16 protein-coding genes are annotated in these 18,615 nt (G+C 70.1%); 5 read left to right on the forward strand and 11 right to left on the reverse strand.

Going from position 1 to position 18,615, the window contains the following annotated elements; all coding sequences use genetic code 11:
- Positions 1 to 29: 29 nt before the first annotated feature.
- The 3 genes from metF to AC0IWM_RS04280 all read left to right on the forward strand — a co-directional run bounded on the left by metF (position 30) and on the right by AC0IWM_RS04280 (position 5,435).
- Complete coding sequence (gene metF / locus AC0IWM_RS04270; protein ID WP_056214808.1) at positions 30 to 947, forward strand: methylenetetrahydrofolate reductase [NAD(P)H]; 918 nt, start codon at positions 30 to 32, stop codon at positions 945 to 947.
- 138 nt (positions 948 to 1,085) lie between these two features.
- Positions 1,086 to 4,838 carry a methionine synthase gene (metH, locus tag AC0IWM_RS04275; RefSeq protein WP_471753226.1) on the forward strand — a complete coding sequence of 1,251 codons (3,753 nt, stop codon included), beginning with the start codon at positions 1,086 to 1,088 and terminating at the stop codon, positions 4,836 to 4,838.
- Positions 4,839 to 4,988: 150 nt separating this feature from the next.
- Positions 4,989 to 5,435, forward strand: a complete 447-nt coding sequence (locus AC0IWM_RS04280; protein WP_471753227.1) for a hypothetical protein — start codon at positions 4,989 to 4,991, stop codon at positions 5,433 to 5,435.
- On the opposite strand, the gene AC0IWM_RS04285 is transcribed toward AC0IWM_RS04280, so the two are convergent.
- Complete coding sequence (locus tag AC0IWM_RS04285) at positions 5,432 to 5,647, reverse strand: hypothetical protein (RefSeq protein ID WP_471753228.1); 216 nt, start codon at positions 5,645 to 5,647, stop codon at positions 5,432 to 5,434. The two genes, AC0IWM_RS04280 and AC0IWM_RS04285, sit on opposite strands and share 4 nt — an antisense overlap.
- Before the next feature lie 204 nt (positions 5,648 to 5,851).
- Here AC0IWM_RS04285 and fae point away from each other — a divergent pair, with 204 nt between their 5' ends.
- Complete coding sequence (fae, locus tag AC0IWM_RS04290; RefSeq protein WP_056466213.1) at positions 5,852 to 6,391, forward strand: formaldehyde-activating enzyme; 540 nt, start codon at positions 5,852 to 5,854, stop codon at positions 6,389 to 6,391.
- Positions 6,392 to 6,454: 63 nt separating this feature from the next.
- Here fae and AC0IWM_RS04295 read toward each other — a convergent pair whose 3' ends face one another.
- The 4 genes from AC0IWM_RS04295 to AC0IWM_RS04310 all read right to left on the reverse strand — a co-directional run bounded on the left by AC0IWM_RS04295 (position 6,455) and on the right by AC0IWM_RS04310 (position 13,256).
- Positions 6,455 to 8,071, reverse strand: coding sequence for an FAD-dependent oxidoreductase (locus AC0IWM_RS04295; protein WP_471753229.1), 1,617 nt, complete (start codon positions 8,069 to 8,071; stop codon positions 6,455 to 6,457).
- 265 nt (positions 8,072 to 8,336) lie between these two features.
- Positions 8,337 to 8,792, reverse strand: coding sequence for a hypothetical protein (locus AC0IWM_RS04300; RefSeq protein ID WP_471753230.1), 456 nt, complete (start codon positions 8,790 to 8,792; stop codon positions 8,337 to 8,339).
- Positions 8,793 to 8,827: 35 nt separating this feature from the next.
- The gene (locus AC0IWM_RS04305) at positions 8,828 to 9,862 is read right to left on the reverse strand and encodes a sensor histidine kinase (protein WP_471753508.1); all 1,035 of its coding nucleotides are present in this window, start codon (positions 9,860 to 9,862) and stop codon (positions 8,828 to 8,830) included.
- A gap of 88 nt (positions 9,863 to 9,950) precedes the next feature.
- Positions 9,951 to 13,256 (reverse strand): error-prone DNA polymerase, encoded by a 3,306-nt coding sequence (locus AC0IWM_RS04310; RefSeq protein ID WP_471753509.1) that lies wholly within the window; start codon positions 13,254 to 13,256, stop codon positions 9,951 to 9,953.
- Positions 13,257 to 13,435: 179 nt separating this feature from the next.
- Between AC0IWM_RS04310 and AC0IWM_RS04315 the strand changes: the two genes are divergently transcribed.
- A complete protein-coding gene (locus AC0IWM_RS04315) occupies positions 13,436 to 14,392 on the forward strand; it encodes a D-2-hydroxyacid dehydrogenase family protein (protein WP_471753231.1) in 957 nt (318 codons plus the stop codon).
- 17 nt (positions 14,393 to 14,409) lie between these two features.
- Here AC0IWM_RS04315 and nudC read toward each other — a convergent pair whose 3' ends face one another.
- The 6 genes from nudC to AC0IWM_RS04345 form a co-directional block, all read right to left on the reverse strand.
- Complete coding sequence (nudC, locus tag AC0IWM_RS04320; protein WP_471753232.1) at positions 14,410 to 15,315, reverse strand: NAD(+) diphosphatase; 906 nt, start codon at positions 15,313 to 15,315, stop codon at positions 14,410 to 14,412.
- A 3-nt stretch (positions 15,316 to 15,318) separates the two neighbouring features.
- Positions 15,319 to 15,735 carry an HIT domain-containing protein gene (locus AC0IWM_RS04325; protein ID WP_471753233.1) on the reverse strand — a complete coding sequence of 139 codons (417 nt, stop codon included), beginning with the start codon at positions 15,733 to 15,735 and terminating at the stop codon, positions 15,319 to 15,321.
- 50 nt (positions 15,736 to 15,785) lie between these two features.
- The gene (locus AC0IWM_RS04330; RefSeq protein ID WP_471753234.1) at positions 15,786 to 16,565 is read right to left on the reverse strand and encodes a molybdopterin-dependent oxidoreductase; all 780 of its coding nucleotides are present in this window, start codon (positions 16,563 to 16,565) and stop codon (positions 15,786 to 15,788) included.
- The gene (locus AC0IWM_RS04335) at positions 16,565 to 17,197 is read right to left on the reverse strand and encodes a cytochrome b/b6 domain-containing protein (protein WP_471753510.1); all 633 of its coding nucleotides are present in this window, start codon (positions 17,195 to 17,197) and stop codon (positions 16,565 to 16,567) included. The genes AC0IWM_RS04330 and AC0IWM_RS04335 overlap by 1 nt, the downstream gene beginning before the upstream one ends.
- Before the next feature lie 109 nt (positions 17,198 to 17,306).
- Positions 17,307 to 17,906 (reverse strand): hypothetical protein, encoded by a 600-nt coding sequence (locus tag AC0IWM_RS04340; RefSeq protein ID WP_447676921.1) that lies wholly within the window; start codon positions 17,904 to 17,906, stop codon positions 17,307 to 17,309.
- A gap of 98 nt (positions 17,907 to 18,004) precedes the next feature.
- Positions 18,005 to 18,604, reverse strand: a complete 600-nt coding sequence (locus tag AC0IWM_RS04345) for a hypothetical protein (protein WP_471753235.1) — start codon at positions 18,602 to 18,604, stop codon at positions 18,005 to 18,007.
- Positions 18,605 to 18,615: the final 11 nt, after the last annotated feature.

Consider the following 18,615-nt stretch of genomic DNA (forward strand, 5'->3'; position numbering starts at 1 on the left):
CTGAACCGACCGACATAGAGGACGACCCGATGCCATCCGCTTCCCACCATCGCGCCAGCCGCGACAGCTATCGTCCGATCCGGGTCTCCATCGAGTTCTTCCCGCCGAAGACCGAGGAGATGGAGAAGATCCTCTGGTCCTCGATCGAGCGCCTCGCGCCGCTGCAGCCGAAATTCGTCTCGGTGACCTACGGTGCCGGCGGCTCCACCCGCGAGCGCACCCACAACACCGTCGCCCGGATGGTCAAGGAGACGAGCCTCCAGCCGGCCGCCCACCTGACCTGCGTCGACGCCACCCGCGAGGAGATCGACGCCGTCGTGCAGTCCTACTGGGATGCCGGCGTGCGCCACATCGTGGCCCTGCGCGGCGACCCGCAGGACGGCATCGGCACCGCCTACCGGCCGCATCCGGGTGGCTACGCCCAGACTTCCGACCTCGTGGCCGGCATCAAGCGCATCGGCGACTTCAAGGTCTCGGTCTCGGCCTATCCCGAGAAGCACCCGGAGGCCTCCTCCCTCGATGCCGACATCGACGCCCTGAAGGCCAAGGTCGATGCCGGTGCCGACCAGGCGATCACGCAGTTCTTCTTCGAGAACGACATCTACCTGCGCTACGTCGACAAGGTGCGGGCGGCCGGCATCGACATCCCGATCATCCCCGGCATCCTGCCGGTGCAGAACTTCAAGCAGGCGGCGAACTTCGCCCGCCGCACCGGCGCCTCGGTGCCGTACTGGCTCGCGGCCCGGTTCGAGGGCCTGGACAACGACGTCGAGACCCGGCGCCTCGTGGCGGCGGCGGTGGCTGCCGAGCAGGTGCTCGACCTCGTCGACCACGGCGTCAACGACTTCCACTTCTACTCGATGAACCGTTCCGACCTCGTCTACGCCATCTGCCACGTGCTCGGCCTGCGGGCCCAGGCGCCCAAGGTCGCGGCCAAGGCCGCCTGACCCGACGTCATTCCGGGGCGCCGAAGGCGCGCCCGGGATCCCGACACGCCGACCCTGTCGAACTTCACTCTCCGGACCCGTCGCGGTTCTGGATTCCGGGCGCCGCTCCGCGGCCCCGGAATGACGCGTGAGAAACCCATGACCGACCTGCGCCCCGTCGACGGAAAAGAGATCGAAGCCGCCCTGCGCCAGCGCGCTGGCGAGAAAATCCTCGTCCTCGACGGAGCGATGGGGACGGTGATCCAGCGCCTCGGCTACGGCGAGGCGGACTTCCGCGGCACGCGTTTCCCGGATCACGGCCATGATCAGAAGGGCAACAACGACCTCCTGATCCTGACCCAGCCCGACGCGATCCGGCAGATTCACCTCGATTACTTCCTGGCCGGCGCCGACGTCTGCGAGACCAACACCTTCTCGGGCACGACGATCGCCCAGGCCGATTACGGCATGGAATCGATCATCCACGAGCTGAACGCGGAAGGTGCCCGCCTCGCCCGCGAGGCCGCGGCTCTGGCGGAAAAGCAGGACGGCCGCCGCCGCTTCGTGGCCGGCGCCATCGGCCCGACGAATCGCACCCTGTCGATCTCGCCCGACGTGAACAATCCCGGCTACCGGGCCGTGACCTTCGACCAGGTCCGCCAGGCCTACGAGGAGCAGGTGCGCGGCCTGATGGATGGCGGCGCCGAGCTCATCCTGATCGAGACCATCTTCGACACGCTGAACGCCAAGGCCGCGGTCGCCGCCGCCTGGGCGGTGTTCGCGGAACGGGGCATGGTCCTGCCGATCATGATCTCGGGCACGATCACCGATCTGTCCGGCCGCACCCTCTCGGGCCAGACCCCGGAGGCGTTCTGGAATGCGCTCCGCCACGCCAGCCCGCTCACCATCGGGCTGAACTGCGCGCTCGGCGCCAAGGAAATGCGCGGCCACATCTCGGAGCTGTCGCGCATCGCCGACACCCTGGTCTGCGCCTATCCGAATGCCGGCCTGCCCAACGAGTTCGGACTCTACGACGAGAGCCCCGAGGCCATGGGCAAGCTGGTGGGCGAGTTCGCCACGGCCGGCCTCGTCAACATGGTCGGCGGCTGCTGCGGCACGACGCCGGACCACATCCGTGCCATCGCGCAGGCCGTGGAGGGCGTGAAGCCCCGTGCCATTCCCGAGGTGCCCCGCCTGATGCGCCTGTCCGGTCTGGAGCCCTTCACGCTGACGAAGGAGATCCCCTTCGTGAACGTGGGCGAGCGCACCAACGTCACCGGTTCGGCCAAGTTCAGGAAGCTCATCACCGCCGGCGACTACGCCGCCGCCCTCGACGTCGCCCGCGACCAGGTCGCGGCGGGCGCCAGCATCATAGACATCAACATGGACGAGGGCCTGCTCGATTCCGAGAAGGCGATGGTGGAGTTCCTCAACCTCGTCGCCGCCGAACCCGACATCGCCCGCGTGCCGGTGATGATCGATTCCTCGAAGTTCCACGTCATCGAGGCCGGGCTCAAGTGCGTCCAGGGCAAGGCGATCGTGAACTCGATCTCCATGAAGGAGGGCGTCGAGAAGTTCATCGCCGATGCCCGGGTCTGCCGCTCCTACGGCGCCGCGGTGGTGGTGATGGCCTTCGACGAGCAGGGCCAGGCCGATTCCTACGAGCGCAAGGTCGAGATCTGCACCAAGGCCTACCGTGTCCTGACGGAGGAGATCGGTTTCCCGCCGGAAGACATCATCTTCGATCCCAACGTGTTCGCGGTGGCCACCGGCATCGAGGAGCATAACGGCTACGGCGTCGCCTTCATCGAGGCCACGAAGACCATTCGCGAGACGCTGCCCCACGCCCACATCTCGGGCGGCATCTCGAATCTCAGCTTCGCCTTCCGGGGCAACGAGCCGGTGCGCGAAGCGATGCACGCGGTGTTCCTCTACCATGCGATCCAGGTCGGCATGGACATGGGCATCGTGAATGCCGGCCAGCTCGCGATCTACGCCGAGCTCCCGGCCGAGCTGCGCGAACTCTGCGAGGACGTCGTCCTCAACCGCCGCGAGGATTCCACCGACCGCCTGCTGGAGGCGGCCGAGCGCTTCAAGTCCGGCGGCGGCGTCCAGGCCAAGACCGCCGACCTGTCCTGGCGCGAAGCGCCCGTCGAGAAGCGCCTGGAGCATGCGCTGGTCAACGGCATCACCGAATTCGTGGTCGCCGACACCGAGGAGGCGCGCCTGAAGTCCGCGCGCCCGCTCCACGTCATCGAGGGCCCGCTCATGGCCGGCATGAACGTGGTCGGCGACCTGTTCGGTTCAGGGAAAATGTTCCTGCCGCAGGTCGTGAAGTCGGCCCGCGTGATGAAGCAGGCGGTGGCCTATCTCGAGCCCTTCATGGAGGCGGAGAAGCTCGCCAACGGCGGCGACGGCAAGCGCCAGGCCGCCGGCAAGATCCTGATGGCGACCGTGAAGGGCGACGTCCACGACATCGGCAAGAACATCGTCGGCGTCGTGCTCGCCTGCAACAACTACGAGATCATCGACCTCGGCGTGATGGTGCCGGCGGCCAAGATCCTCGACGTCGCCAAGCGCGAGAACGTCGACATCGTCGGCCTGTCCGGCCTCATCACCCCGTCGCTGGACGAGATGGTGCACGTCGCGGCCGAGATGGAGCGCGAGGGCTTCGACGTGCCGCTCCTCATCGGCGGCGCCACCACGAGCCGCGTCCACACGGCGGTGAAGATCCATCCCTCGTACAACCGGGGGCAGACCGTCTACGTGACCGATGCGAGCCGGGCCGTCGGCGTCGTCTCCAGCCTGCTCTCGAAGGAGACGCGGGATTCGACCATCGCCAACATCCGCGCCGAGTACCGCAAGGTCTCGGACGCCCATGCCCGCTCGGAGCTCGACAAGCAGCGCCTGCCGCTGGCGAAAGCCCGCGCCAACCCGTTCAAGATCGACTGGACGGGGTACCAGCCGAAGAAGCCCAGCTTCACCGGCGTGCGGGTCTACTCGTCCTACGAGGTCTCCGACCTCGTGCCCTATATCGACTGGACGCCGTTCCTGCAGACCTACGAGTTCAAGGGCCGCTACCCGGCGATCTTCGAGGACCCCAACCAGGGGCCGGCCGCCAAGGCCCTGTTCGACGACGCGCAGGAGATGCTGGCCCAGATCGTAGCCGAGCGCTGGTTCAACCCGAAGGCCATCATCGGCTTCTGGCCGGCCAACAGCGTCGGTGACGACATCGCGCTCTATACCGGCGAGAGCCGGTCCGAGACACTCGCGACCTTCTTCGGGCTGCGCCAGCAGCTGACGAAGCGCGACGGACGCGCCAATACCTGCCTGTCCGACTTCGTGGCCCCGGCCGAGACCGGCATCGCCGACTATGTCGGCGGCTTCGTCGTCACGGCGGGCCTGGAGGAGGTGCGCATCGCCGAGCGCTTCGAGCGGGCCAACGACGATTACCGCTCGATCCTGGTCAAGGCGCTGGCCGACCGCATCGCCGAGGCGCTCGCCGAGCGCATGCACGAGCGGGTCCGCCGCGAGTTCTGGGGCTACGCCGCCGACGAGACCTTCACGCCGGAGGACCTCGTGCGCGAGGAATATGCCGGCATCCGTCCCGCCCCCGGCTATCCCTCGCAACCCGACCACACCGAGAAGGTCACGCTGTTCGACCTCCTTAAGGCGGAATCGCGCATCGGCGTGAAGCTCACCGAGTCCTACGCCATGTGGCCGGGCTCCTCGGTCTCTGGCCTCTACATCGCCCACCCGGAGGCGCATTACTTCGGCGTCGCCAAGGTCGAGCGCGATCAGGTCGAGGATTACGCGGTCCGCAAGGGCATGGACCTGCGGGAGGTCGAGCGCTGGCTCGGCCCGATCCTGAACTACGACCCGGCCCGCTACCTCGCGGCCGCCGCCGAGTAGGGTACCGGTGCCGCCGTCTCCCCTCCGGCGGGGCGGCGGCACCCGAAACCGCTGGAGTGTGGCCGGGCGAGGCTTGACCGTGGGCGCGGCTGCGCTTCAATGCCGGCCCGGCTCAACCATGGCCCGAGACCAGCGAAGGGCGCCCCGATCGTGTACCGGCTCACCGGCTCCCTCGTCGCCACCGTCGCGCTCGGGCTCATCGCCTCGGGCTGCACGGGCTTCGCCTATATCTCGAAGACCTATGTCAGCCTGACGCCCCAGGTCGTCACCATCGGCTGCAAGGACCCCTACGAGGTCTACGACCAGCGCCGGGTGCGCAAGATGCTGGTCGTCTCCAACGCCCTGCGGGAGACCACGGGCTGCGGCATCGACGATGCGCTCGCCGGGGGCGACCCGGGCCTGACCCGGGTCAAGCGCTTCCGCGAGGCGGCGCGCACCTACCTGAACGAGACGGGGCGCGAGGATTGCCGGATCCGCGGCGAGGTCGTGTTCACCGATCTGCAGACCGAGTTCACCTACATCTGTGCCGGGCCGGGGGAGCCCCGCGACACGAAGGTGCAGACCCTGCCGGGCCGCAGCAACCGCGTCGGACTCTAAGGTTCGCCTGAACCGGAGGCGCGCGGAAACGTCCGCTCCATCGCGTCGCCGGAGGCCGCCAGCAAGGCCCGCGCCAGGGTGCGGGCCTCGTCCCGGTCGAGGGCCAGGATCGCCGCGACCGGCGCCCCGCTCATGCCGGGCAGCCCGATCTCGATCCGGACGCCGTCGGGCGCGGCCGCCACCGCGATGCTCCAGTCCCGTTCTCCGCTCATGGGCTCCCGCACCTCTCCCGCGCCGCCGACTCTCCCGGTCGACGGCGATCCCGCATGACCGGTCCTGCATGACCGATCCGCCGGCGCGAGGCCAGGGGCCGGGGAAGTCGGCCCGCGATTGACGCCGTGCCGCCCCCTGGTGTTTGTGCGCCCCGACCCATCCCGGCCTCCGGGCATGGCAACCATACAGTGGAGGAAGACCCCATGTCCGAGATCTGGTTCCGGACCGGCGAGGCGACCGTGCTCGCGGCCGAAGGACAGTACACCGACGCGATGCCCGAGGTGCTGATCGGCTCGACCCGCGGTCCGGCGGGCCACGCCTTCGCCGGCATGATGGGCCAGGTCCAGGGCCACACCCGGATGTTCGTGGTGCGCGACCTCAACCAGCTCGTGCGCCCGGCCACGATCATGACGACGAAGGTCACGATTCATACCGCCGAGTATGCCGAATTGCTCGGCGGTGTGGTCCAGGCGGCCACCGGCGACGCCATCATCGACTGCGTGATCGAGGGCGTCCTGCCCAAGGACGGGCTCGATGAACTCTGCATGATCATCATGATCTGGCTGGACGAGCGCTGCGGATCCGACCCGAACGTCGACCGCAAGGACCTCTACCGGACGAATTACGAGGCGACGAAACTCGCCATCGCCCGCGCCATGAAGGGCGAGCCGACGATCGACGAGCTCATCGCCAACCGAAAGACGGTCAAGCACTACGCCCTGGAAGACGTGATCGAGTACTGAGTCGTTCGGGAGAGGGCGCGGATGCCTGGGCATCCGCGCGTCCGTGAACCGCGCCGAGACGATTCAGGCGCGGACATGCTCCCAGACCTTTGAGATGACGACCGAGCCCTCGCCCACCGACGACGCCACCCGCTTGACGGAACCGGCGCGGACGTCGCCGACCGCGAAGATCCCGGGCTGCGAGGTGGCGTAGGGCGAGGTCGCGCCGATGGCCTCCCCGGTCAGTACGAAGCCGTGGTGGTCTAGGTCGACGAGGCCCGAGAGCCAGCGGGTGTTGGGGGCGGCCCCCACCATCACGAACACCGCGCAGGTCGGGAGGGTACGGATGCTTCCGTTGCCGACATTGCGGATCGTCACGGCGTCGAGCCGGTCCGTGCCGTGGAAGGCGCTGATCTCGGCGCCGTACTCGATGGTGATCGCCGGGTCCGCCTCCAGGCGGCTGGAGAGGTAGCTGGACATCGAGGTCGCGAGCGAGGGCCCACGCACCAGCAGGCGGACATGCCCGGCCGAGCGGCTGAGAAACATCGCCGCCTGACCCGCCGAGTTGCCGCCGCCGATGATGACGATCTCGGCGTTCTTGCAGTAGCGGGCCTCGATCTCGGTCGCGGCGTAGTAGACGCCGGCGCCCTCGAAGGATTCGAGGCGATCGATCGGCAGGCGGCGGTACTGGACGCCGGTGGCCACCACGACGGCGTGCCCGCGAACGCGCTGGTCGTTGTCGAAGGTCGCGCAGAAGGTGCCGTCCGCGAGGCGTTCCAGCTTGGCGACCCGGCGCGGCATCGCGAACCGCGTACCGAACTTCAGCGCCTGCACCTCGCCCCGCCAGACGAGGTCCGCCCCGGAGATGCCGGTCGGAAAGCCCATGTAATTCTCGATCCGGCTCGACGTGCCGGCCTGCCCGCCGATCGCGATATCCTCGATCACCAGGGCATGTAGGCCTTCCGCGCCGGCATAGACGCCGGCGGCCACGCCGGCCGGGCCCCCACCCACGATGAGCACGTCGAAGGCCTCGTCGTCGATGAGGTCGTGGTTGAGGCCCAGCAGCTGCGCGACCTTGTCGGGGGTCGGGTCCGCCACGACGATCTCACGGCCGAAGATCACGGCCGGCCGGTCGGAGGCAATCGCGCAACTCGTCGCGACGGCCGCGGCCTCCGGACTGCCCAGGGCGTAGGAGCGATAGGGCAGCCGGTTGCGGCTCGCGAATTCCGCGATGCGGCGGACGGCCCGATCGGCGTCCTCGCCGATGAGCACCAGGGTGCCGTCCTGCGAGTCGAGCTGCCGCCGCCGCCGTGCCGCCAGGACCGTGATGACGATGTCCGACATCTCGGGGATCTCGGACATCAGCCGCAGCATCTCGAGCCGCGGCACCTCGACCACCCGGGTATCCCGCACCGCCCGCATGGGCATCGACCAGTTGCCGCCGTTCAGGAACGCGATCTCGCCCATGAACTGCGTCGGTCCGAGGGTGGAGGGAAGGTGGCGTTCGTCCGTGAACGGGTTGACCACCTCGACCTCGCCGTCCTCGACATAGACGAAGCGGTCGGCCGGTTCGCCGGCACGAGCCAGGAACGTCCCGGCCGGGTAGAGCCGCTCCGTTCCGGCGGTCCGAAGAGCGGTGACGTGAGAGGCGGCGAGGGGGACGCGCTGCATCTCGCGCAGGTCACGGCCAATCGTTTCCATGTGTGGCTTCCGTCGGATCGGGGTCGGTGCAATGCAGCATCGATCACACCTCCGTGACAGACAAGCTGTGCGAACGCGAAAAATCACCGCCCCGGTCGCTCGTTCACGAGCTTGCCTGCGGGCGCATGACGAATGCCTGCACGGCCTCCTACGATGCCGCGGGCGTTGCTGGCCCAGCGGCGCCGGATACGGTTCCGCCGCCTCCGGAGGCCGGCAGCGAAGGCTCGCGGAGCTGCGACGCGCATCGTGCGCGCCGCGGCGCGGATCAGCCCGGCGGGATCCGCCCCACCGAGCAGAGCGTGCGGATCGAGCCGCTGCTGTCGGTGTAGCAGCTCGCCGACCAGCCGTTCTGCTGGATGAAGGACTTGCGCCGTTCCTTCAGGGCGGTGGCGTGCGCCGTGGCGATGGCGGTCTGGACCGCGCTAGCGCTCTCGCCGACCACGATCTCGGCCGCCAGGGCGAGGTCGGCGAAGTAGGCCGCCGAGGGCGTCGGGTCGGAGGAGGCCGCCTGCACGATGGGCTCGGCCCGGCAGGTGAGGTCGAGCTTGAGGCCGCCGGGGACCCGAAGGTCGATGCTGGGGCCGGTGCGCCGGCCGACCTTGCCGCCCATCGCGCCGGCGATCCGCGCGGCGAGGCCATCGCACGCGTCGGCGCGCGCGAGGCTGGGGCCGAGCAGGCTCGCGCCGAGGAGGAGGGGAAGGAGGGCGCTGCGCGGTCGCATGGTCGGGCTCCGGCTGTCCGGTCGGAAGGGGGGTGTCAGGGGGTGAAGGCGAGCCGGACCACCGTGCCGCCCGCATTGCTGTAGGCGAGCTGGCCGCCGAGCTGTCCGGCGAGGCCCTGCGCGATGCGGAAGCCGAGGCTGCGGGTGGTGTCCGGATCGAAATCCGCCGGCATGCCGCGCCCGTCATCCGCGATGGTGAGCTGCAGGCGCTCCGCATCGAGCCGTTCGAGCTGGATCGTGACGGTGCCGCGCCGGCCGTCCGGGAAGGCGTGCTTCAGGGCGTTGGTCACCACCTCGACCACGAGGAGCGACAGGGTGGTGAGCTGGGTGAGATCGAAGCGCAGGGGCGGCGTATCGACGAGGCAGACGATGTTCTGCGCCCCCGTGGCGTCGAGGAGGTCGGTGCAGAGTTCCTTGAGGTACTGCCCGACCGGGCGCTCGATGCTGCTCGGGTCGTAGAGGCGGCGGTGGATGCGCGAGATGGTTTCGAGCCGCACCCGCGCCTCGTCGAGGGCGGTGAGCGCCGCCTTCGGATCGTTGCCGACCTTGCGCTTCTGCAGGGTCAGCAGGGCGGCCACGAACTGCATGTTGTTGGCGACCCGGTGCTGCAGCTCCTGGAACATCGTGCGTTGCTGCTCGTAGAGGCCTGCCGAGATCTGCCGCTCGGCGCGCAGCCGCTCGCCCGCCCGGTGCATGACGTGGATCAGCGCGATGTCGACGGCGACGATGAAGACGTAGAAGCACAGGGCCAAGGCGGTCGGCCCGTCGATGATGAAGGTGCTGGCCGGCGGGATGAAGAAGTACCAGGCGGCGAGCCCGCTGAGGGCGGCGCAGGTGATGCCCGGCCGCAGGCCGAAGAAGAAGGTCGTGAGGATCACGGCCGGGAAGAACGTCAGGTAGGGGAAGCCCGGCGGCAGCACGTCGTCGAGGGCGAAGCGCAGGCCGAGGGCGAGGCTCGACGCGGCCACGGCGGCGCCCTCGCCGAGCCACGGACGAGCGCGCAGCCGCTCGGTCGCATGGACGACCTGCCAGCCTTTCCACCAGGATACGTGTGTCGATGATCGGAACAGGGTCGTCGGTCTCGTCAGGGATTGGAACTGCTCTAGTCTGGGCCGGTCCCCGTGACCAGCGGCTCCGGTCCGCGGCCGCGATTCGGCCTCAATGGAAATCGCGGCTGCGGTAAATGCGCCGATCCTCCGGCACGCCGAAATCGGTGGTCTCGGGCGGCAGCCGCAGGCCTCCGGCGCGCAGGTCGCGCAGGGCCGCCGAGAGGTCGCGGAACTGCTCGGCCAGCAGGTGCACCACGAGGCCCTGGCGCTGCACCCGGCCGCGCACCGCGAGGAACCGCGCGCCCATGGCGGTCGCGCGGTTGGCCTCGAACACGTCGCGCCAGACGATGACGTTGGCGATGCCGGTCTCGTCCTCCAGAGTCAGGAACACGGTGCCGCGCGCCGTGCCCGGCCGCTGCCGGGTGAGGACGAGGCCCGCCACGGTGACCCGGGCGTTGTTCGCGACGCGGGTACCGTCGTGGTGGTCGCGGGCGGGGATCGCGCCGATCCGGGCGAGCCGCGTCCGGAAGAACGCCACCGGGTGGCCCTTCAGGGAAAGGCCGGTGGCGGCGTAATCCTCCGCCACGTGCTCGGAGGCCGCCATGGCGGGCAGGGCCACGGCGGGCTCGCCCCGGAACAGTCCGTCATCGGCGTGGAAGGCGAAGAGCGGCATCGGCGCGTCGAGGAGATGCGCCCGCCGGTCGCCATCGGCCCGCAGGGCGGCCTTGCGGGCGGAGCTGCCCTCCAGGGCTCGCACCGCCCACAGGGCGGCCCGCCGGTCGAGGTCGAGGGAGCGGAACGCATCCGCCTCGGCCAGCCGCTCCAGGGCGTTGCGGGGCAGGGCGAGGGCCGCCTGCAGGCCCTCGATGCTGGCGTAGCCGTTGCCCCGCAACGCGACGAGGCGGTGCATCGCGGCCCGCGGCACGCCGCTCACCTGGCGCAGGCCGAGGCGCACGGCGAAGCGGCGCGCGATGCCGGGCGGCGGCGGTTCCGAGGCCGGCTCCAGGGTGCAGTCCCAGGCGCTGGCATTGACGTCGACGCCGCGCACCTCGACCCCGTGGGCGCGGGCGTCGCGCACGAGCTGCGCCGGCTGGTAGAAGCCCATCGGCTGGGAATTCAGGATCGCGGCCAGGAAGACGTCGGGATGCCGGCACTTCATCCAGGCCGAGGCGTAGACCAGCAGGGCGAAGCTCGCCGCGTGGCTCTCCGGGAAGCCGTAGGTGGAGAAGCCCTCGATCTGCTTGAAGCAGCGCTCGGTGAAGTCGCGGGGGTAGCCGCGTGCCACCATGCCCTCCACGAACTTGGTACGGAAGTTCACGATCTGGCCGTTGTGCCGGAAGGTCGCCATCGCCCGGCGCAGGCCGTCGGCCTCGTGCGGCTGGAAGCCGGCCGCGGTGATGGCGATCTGCATGGCGTGCTCCTGGAACAGGGGGACGCCGTAGGTCCGCTTCAGGACGTCCTCGAGTTCGTTCGCCGGACCGTGAGCGGGATGGGGGGAGGGGTAGCTGACGGGCTCCAGCCCCTGGCGCCGGCGCAGGTAGGGGTGGACCATGTCGCCCTGGATCGGCCCCGGCCGGACGATCGCCACCTGCACCACGAGGTCGTAGAATTCCTTCGGTTTCAGGCGCGGCAGCATCGACATCTGCGCCCGGCTCTCGACCTGGAACACGCCGACGGAATCGGCCTTGGCCAGCATCGCGTAGGTGGCTTCGTCCTCGCGCGGCAGGTCGGCCAGGGTCGGGTAGTCGTGCCCGTAGTCCCGTGCCAGGAAATCCACGCCCCGGCGCAGGCAGCTCAGCATGCCGAGCGCCAGCACGTCGACCTTCATCAGGCCGAGCACGTCGATGTCGTCCTTGTCCCACTCGATGAAGGTGCGGTCCGCCATGGCGGCGTTGCCCACCGGTACGGTCTCGTCGAGGCGGCCGCGGGTCAGCACGAAGCCGCCGACATGCTGCGACAGGTGGCGCGGGAAGCCGATCAGCGCATGGGCGAGTTCCAGCGCCTGCCGGATCGACGGGTTGTCCGGGTCGAGGCCGGCCTGACGGATATGCGCGTCGGGCAGGTCCTTGCCCCAGGAGCCCCAGACCGTGTCGGCCATCACGCCGGTGATGTCGGGGGGCAACCCCAGGACCTTGCCGACTTCCCGGATGGCGCTGCGCGGGCGGTAGTGGATCACCGTGGCGCAGATCGCGGCGCGGTCGCGGCCGTAGCGGTCGTAGAGATACTGGATCACCTCCTCGCGGCGCTCGTGCTCGAAATCCACGTCGATGTCGGGGGGCTCGGCCCGGTTCTCCGAGATGAAGCGGGCGAAGAGCAGGCGGATCTCGGTGGGGTCGACCGCCGTGATGCCGAGGCAGTAGCAGACCGCGGAATTGGCGGCCGAGCCGCGCCCCTGGCACAGGATACCCCGCTTGCGCGCGAACTCGACGATGTCGAACAGGGTGAGGAAGTAGCGCGCATAGTCCATCTTCGCGATGAGGCGCAGCTCGTCCTGGATCGTGTTCATGATTTGTTCGGGTATGCCGTCGGGATAGCGCCAGCCTGCGCGCTCCATGACCCGGTGGGCGAGGTAATCCTGCGCCCCGAAGCCGGGGGGGACTGGCTCGTCGGGATACTCGTACTTGAGTTCGTCGAGGGAAAAGTCGCAGGCCTGCGCGATCTCGATCGTGCGGGCGACGGCCTCGGGATGGTCGGCGAACAGGCGCGCCATCTCTTCGGCCGGCCGCAGGTGGCGCTCGGCATTGGCCTCCAGGCGGTAGCCCGCCCCGTTCAGCGTACAGCCCTCGCGGATGCAGGCGACGATGTCCTGCAGGGGACGCCGGTCGGGATGGTGGTAGAGCGCGTCCGACACCGCCACCAGGGGCGCGCCGAGGCGTAGCCCCAGTTCGGCGAGGCGCCCGAGGCGGCGGCGCTCGTCGCCGCGCCGCCGGTGGCTCCCCGCCAGGGCGACCCGGCCGGGGGCTTCGGCGGCGAGCTGGCGGACATGGCCGAGGAAGGGAGCGTCGTCCCCGAGGCGCTCCGGCGGGACCGCGATCAGCATCTGGCCTTCGCTGGCGGCCAGGAGCTCCGAAAAGTCGAACCGGCATAGGCCCTTCTCGGAGCGGCGGTTGCCGAGGGTGAGGAGCCGGCACAGGCGGCCGTAGGCGGCCCGGTCCATCGGGTAGGCCACGGCCTCGAAGCCCTCCTGCGTGACGAGGCGCACGCCGGGCAGGAAGCGGATGCCGGGCTCGCCGGCCGCGGCCCGCCGCTTCGCCTCGGCATGGCCGCGCACCACCCCCGCCAGGGTGTTCCTGTCTGCGATGCCGATGGCGTGCAGGCCGAGCTCGGCGGCCTGACCCACCATCTCGCCGGGATGCGAGGCCCCGCGCAGGAAGGAAAAGTTCGTGGTGACGGCGAGCTCGGCATAGGCGGGCAGCCCGGACATCGACGTCATCTCCCTCCCGGCTCCGCCGCACCCGACTCGTGGCTGAGAACGAATCGTGATCGTTTCGGATCCCGGCGTGCAGGTTTCGCGCCGAGGAGTCAAAGTCCCCAAGGCGGCTGGCCAAGCTGTTCGGGGTGCGCTAGCCCGGTCCTCCCCAGACAGGATGTCCCATGCTCCGCTGCGCGATCCTCGACGATTACCAGGGCGTCGGCCCCACCATGGCGGATTGGTCTGGCCTGGCGGACCGCCTCACCTTGCGGGACCTGCGCACCACCTTCGCGACGCGGGACGCGCTCGTCGACGCGATCCAGGATTGCGAGATCGTGGTGATGATGCGCGAGCGCACGCCGTTCCCGGCCGAGCTCTTCGCGCGGCTGCCGAAGCTGCGGCTCCTCCTGACCAGCGGGATGCGCAACCTGTCGATCGACCTGGCCGCCGCGAGGGCGCACGGCGTCACGGTCTGCGGCACCGCCAGCCACCCCGAGCCGCCGGTGGAGCTGACCTGGGCGCTCATCCTCGGCCTCGCCCGGCACCTCGTCCCCGAGGTGCAGGCCCTGCGGACGGGCGGCCCCTGGCAGGGCAGCGTCGGCAGCGACCTGGCCGGCCGCCGTCTCGGTCTCCTCGGCCTCGGCAAGACGGGCGCCCGCGTCGCCCGGATCGGTCAGGCCTTCGGGATGGAGGTCGGCGCCTGGAGCCCCAACCTCACGGCCGAGCGGGCCGCCGCCGAGGGCGTCGCCCTCGCGCCCTCCCTGGAGGCGCTGCTGGCGGTGAGCCACGTCGTCTCGATCCACCTCGTCCTCGGCGAGCGCACCCGCGGCCTCGTCGACGACGCGGCGCTGCGCCGGATGCGGCCGGACGCATTCCTGATCAACACCTCCCGCGCCGCGATCGTGGACGAGGCCGCGCTGCTGGCGGCCCTCACCGAGAACCGGATCGCCGGCGCCGGCCTCGACGTCTTCGAGACCGAGCCGCTGCCGCCGGATTCACCCTGGCGCACCCTGCCCAACGTGCTGGCGACGCCGCATCTCGGCTACGTCACGGAGCGGAACTACCGCACCTACTTCCCCGAGATCGTGGAGGACATCCGCGCGTTCCTCGACGGGGCGCCGATCCGCGTCCTGGGGTAGGCGGCCGGTAAGGGGCTTCAGGCCCGCCCCTCGACGAAGGCCCGCATCAGCAGGTTGGCGATCGCGAGCGGCGGCGGCGTGGTCAGGCCGTCGGGATGGCGGCCCTCGAGCATCGCCGCGACGGTGTCCCGCGAGAACCATTGCGCGTCGGCGAGCTCCTCCGGGTCGAGGGTGATGGCCGCGTCGAGGCTTTCGGCCACGCAGCCGATCATCAGCGAGGACGGGAACGGCCAGGGCTGCGAGGCGTGGTAGCGCACCGCCCCGATGGTCAGGCCGACCTCCTCGAAGGTCTCGCGCCGCACGGCGTCCTCGACGGTCTCGCCGGGCTCGAGGAAGCCGGCGAGGCAGGAATACATGCTCTCGTGGAAGCGCGGCGAGCGCCCGAGCAAGCAGGAATCGCCCCGGGTGATCAGCATGATCACCACCGGGTCGGTGCGGGGAAAGTGGTGCGTCCCGCAGGCCGTGCATTCGCGGCGGTAGCCGCCGGCCGCGAGGGTGGTCGGGCTTCCGCAATTCGCGCAGAAGCCGTGGCGCGCGTGCCAGCCGAGCAGCGACTTCGCGGTGGCGAGGAGCCCGAGTTCGTGGGGCGCGATCCGGCCCTCGCCGGCGAGGCTGCGCAGGTCGTTGGTGCGGAAGTCCGGGTCGGCATCGAGGGTCTCGGCCATCTCCGCCGGTACGGTAGCGGCGAAGACCGGGTCGCCCTCGAGGCGCCCGAGATAGAGCGTCAGGCTGCGCGGGCCCGTCCGGGCGGCCGCCTCCGGCGTCAGGAGTGCCGTGTCGCCCGCGAGGACGACGCGGTCGCCGGCCAGGAGGACGATGCGGGCACGGGGCGCGGTGAGGTCGGGGATCGCGGACGCGCTCTCGGCGGAATGGCGCACGAGGCGGTTGTGGACGTAGCCGAGCCGGCCCAGGGAATCGGCCATGCCTCAGGCCGCCGCGAACAGGGCGCCGATGCGCTCGATCATCTGGGCGCGGGCATGGTGCGGGTAGGGGGTCGCGGCGCCGAGACCCCAGACCGGCTTCGGCCAGGCGGGATCGGAGCGGAAGCGTCCGATCACGTGGACATGGAGCTGGGCCACGATGTTGCCCAAAGCCGCGACGTTGACCTTGTCGGGCTTAGCAAGGGTCAGCATCACGCCGGTGGCGATCCGCATCTCGTCCATGAGTGCCTGCGCATCGGCCGGCGACAGGTCGGTGAGTTCGCTGGCGCCGGTCCGCCGCGGTACGAGGATCAGCCAGGGAAAGCGGGCGTCGTCCATCAGGAGGACGCTGCACAGGGCGAGGTCGCCCACATGCACGGTGTCGGCGGCCAGTTGCGGATCGAGGGTGAAGTCGGTGCTCATCGCGAGGCGATGTAGAGCGGAACCGTGGCCGATGCGAGGGGTGGCCGGCTTCAGATCCCGCTGAACCAGTTGTAGCCCTGGTCCTCCCAGTAGCCGCCCGGATAGTCGTTGGTCACGAAGACCGCCGCGATGTGCTTGGGGCTCTTGAAGCCGAGCTTCGTCGGCACCCGGACCCGGAGCGGATAGCCGTATTCGGGCGCGAGGGGCTGGCCGGCGAAGTCGAGGGCCAGGATCGTCTGCGGGTGCAGGGCGCTCGGCATGTCCAGACTGCCGTAGTAGCGGTCGGCGCACTTGAAGCCGACATACCTGGCGGTGAGATCGGCGCCGCTCCGCTCGAGGAAGGTCCGCAGCGGCACGCCGCTCCACTGCCCGATCTGGCTCCAGCCCTCGATGCAGATGTGGCGGGTGATCTGGCTCTCCTGCGGCAGGGCCCGCAGCTTCGCCAGCGTCCAGGGCGCCTTGTCGTCGACGAGGCCGGAGACTTCGAGCTTCCAAGTCGCCTCGTCGATCTCCGGGATGCTGTCGGGCGGGTAGAAGGCGTTGAAGCGGAAGGGGCTGTCGATCATCGAGGCCGGGTAGGTCGGGGCCAGGGTCGCCGGATCGAACAGCCATTGCTGGACCCGGTCGTTGGCCCGCGACATCGCCCAGAGCATCCGGTCGGCCAGGGTGCCGTTGCTGCCCGTGGAGAGATCGCAGCCGGAGAGCAGGGTCAGGGCGCCCAGCGAGAGGCCGCCGCGCAGCACCATCCGGCGCTCCAGGCGAGCGAGGTCGGGGGCGAGGTCGCGGCGCAGGGCCTTGAGCCGAGCGGCATCGTCGAGGTCGCGCGGCATCAGCGGACGGTCTCCTCGGTGACGCGGGCGCGGCCGGTGATCATCGCCAGCAAGGTGCTCGGCACGATGACCACGAGGGCGAGGTGCAGGAGGATGAAGCCGGCGAGGCCCGCCATGGCGCCGAAATGGACGCGCCGCGCCCATTCGTAGCCACCGAACAGATTCGCCAGGGCCTGCCACTGTACGGGCTTCCATAGGGCGCATCCGGAGGCGACCAGGAGGAGGCCGAGCGCGATGGCGACCACGTAGGCGAGGCGCTGCACCGCGTTGTAGCGGCCGACCCGGTGGCTGAGCCGCAGCGCCAGGGCGGCGCGGGCGTCGCGCCAGACCGCGCCCGGGCTCAGGGGCAGGAAGGCGGTGGCGAAGTGCCGGGCGATGAGTCCGTAGACGAGGTAGGCGAGGCCATTGAGGGCGAAGAGCCACATGGCGGCGAAGTGCCAGGCGAGTGCGCCGCCGAGCCAGCCGCCGAGGGTCGCCCATTTCGGGAAGACGAAGGGAAACAGCGGCGAGGCGTTGTAGATCGCCCAGCCGCTGAACAGCATGCAGAACACCGCGACCGCGTTGATCCAGTGGGTGATCCGCACCACGAGGGGGTGGATGACCACGAGCCGCGACGGGGTTTCGGGGACGATCGTCAACGGGACCTCGGTGTCTCGGCGCGCTTGGTTTCTAGACGGGACGTCTCTCGGAAGGCGGTGACCCCGGCCCCGCCCGCGGCTGCGGACAGGGCCGGGGACGGGATCACATCGACGGGACGGTGCCGTTGCGGCCGACGATCAGGACGACGGCGTTGAGCTTGCCATCGGCGCCCGCCTTGGTGAAGGCCACGACCTTCTCGCCCGCCACCACGATGCTCTTCTCGCCCGGGTCGACGAGGGTCACCGGCACGTCCTCGGGCACCACCACCTTCTTCTCGCCGCCCTGGTACTTGACCAGCATGGTGCGCCCCTCGGTGCCGGACAGGCTGCCGATGGCGCCGTTGGTCATGGTCGAGTTGGAGCCGAGGTCCCACGGATAGTGGCCGTCGGCGGTGCCGCGCAGGGAGGAGGCGAAGACCGTGACCTGCAGGGCCTTCTGGGTGCCGTCGGGCTGCGGGATCGCGGCGGTGCCGATGTAGCTCTCGGACTTGATGTCGGACAGCTTGCCGGTGCTGGCGGCCAGGATCTTGGTGTCGTCCCCGAAGGTCACGGTCTTGCTCTCGCCCATGCGGGGCTTGATCGTCACGGTCGATCCGTCGACGGATTCGATGGTGCCGCGGTAGCGCACCACATCGGCGGCGCGTGCCGGTGCGGCGGCGAGCGCGAGGCCGACGGCGAGGCCGGTGAGCAGCGTCTTCATCATGGCGTCCCTCCTGGGTTGTTCGTGAGCGGGCAACCAGCGCCCGCCCCGCCCGATGCTCCGGGCGTCGTGAAACGGTTCCGTCGGCCCCGAGGCTCCGCTCACATCGGCGGAACGGTGCCGTTCTCGCCGACGATCATCCGGTCGGCCACGGCGAGGCCGCCGGCATCCGCCTTGGTGAAGGCGACGACGCGGGCGCCCGGCTTGATCTTGCTGGCATCGCCGGGGGTGAGGGCCACGACCGGCACGCCTTCCGGCACGGTGATGGTCTTCTCGCCGCCCTTGTAGGTCACCCGGATCGTCCGGTCGGCGGTGCCCGAGAGCGCGCCCACCGCACCGTTGGTCATGGTGTTCTCCCTCTCGAGATCCCACGGGTAGTGACCGTCGCCGGTGCCGCGCATGCTCGGCGCGAACACCGCGACCTCGAGGGCCTTCAGGGTGCCGTCCGCCTGCGGCGTGGCGGCGGTGCCGATGTAGCTGTCGGGCTGGATGTCGCTGATCTTGGCGGTGTTGGCAGTGGCGACCCGCACGGCGTCGCCGAGCCTGACCTGCACGGGCGCCCCGAGGCGCGGCTTGATCGTGACGCTGGTGCCGTCCACCGCCTCGATCGTGCCCCGGATGCGGACCACCGGGGAGTCGGCCATCGCCGGCAGGCAGAGGCCGAGGCTGGACAGGGCGAGGACGAGGGTCAGCGACTTCATGCAGATGTTCC

The sequence above is a fragment of the Methylobacterium sp. AC433 genome (assembly GCF_979253015.1).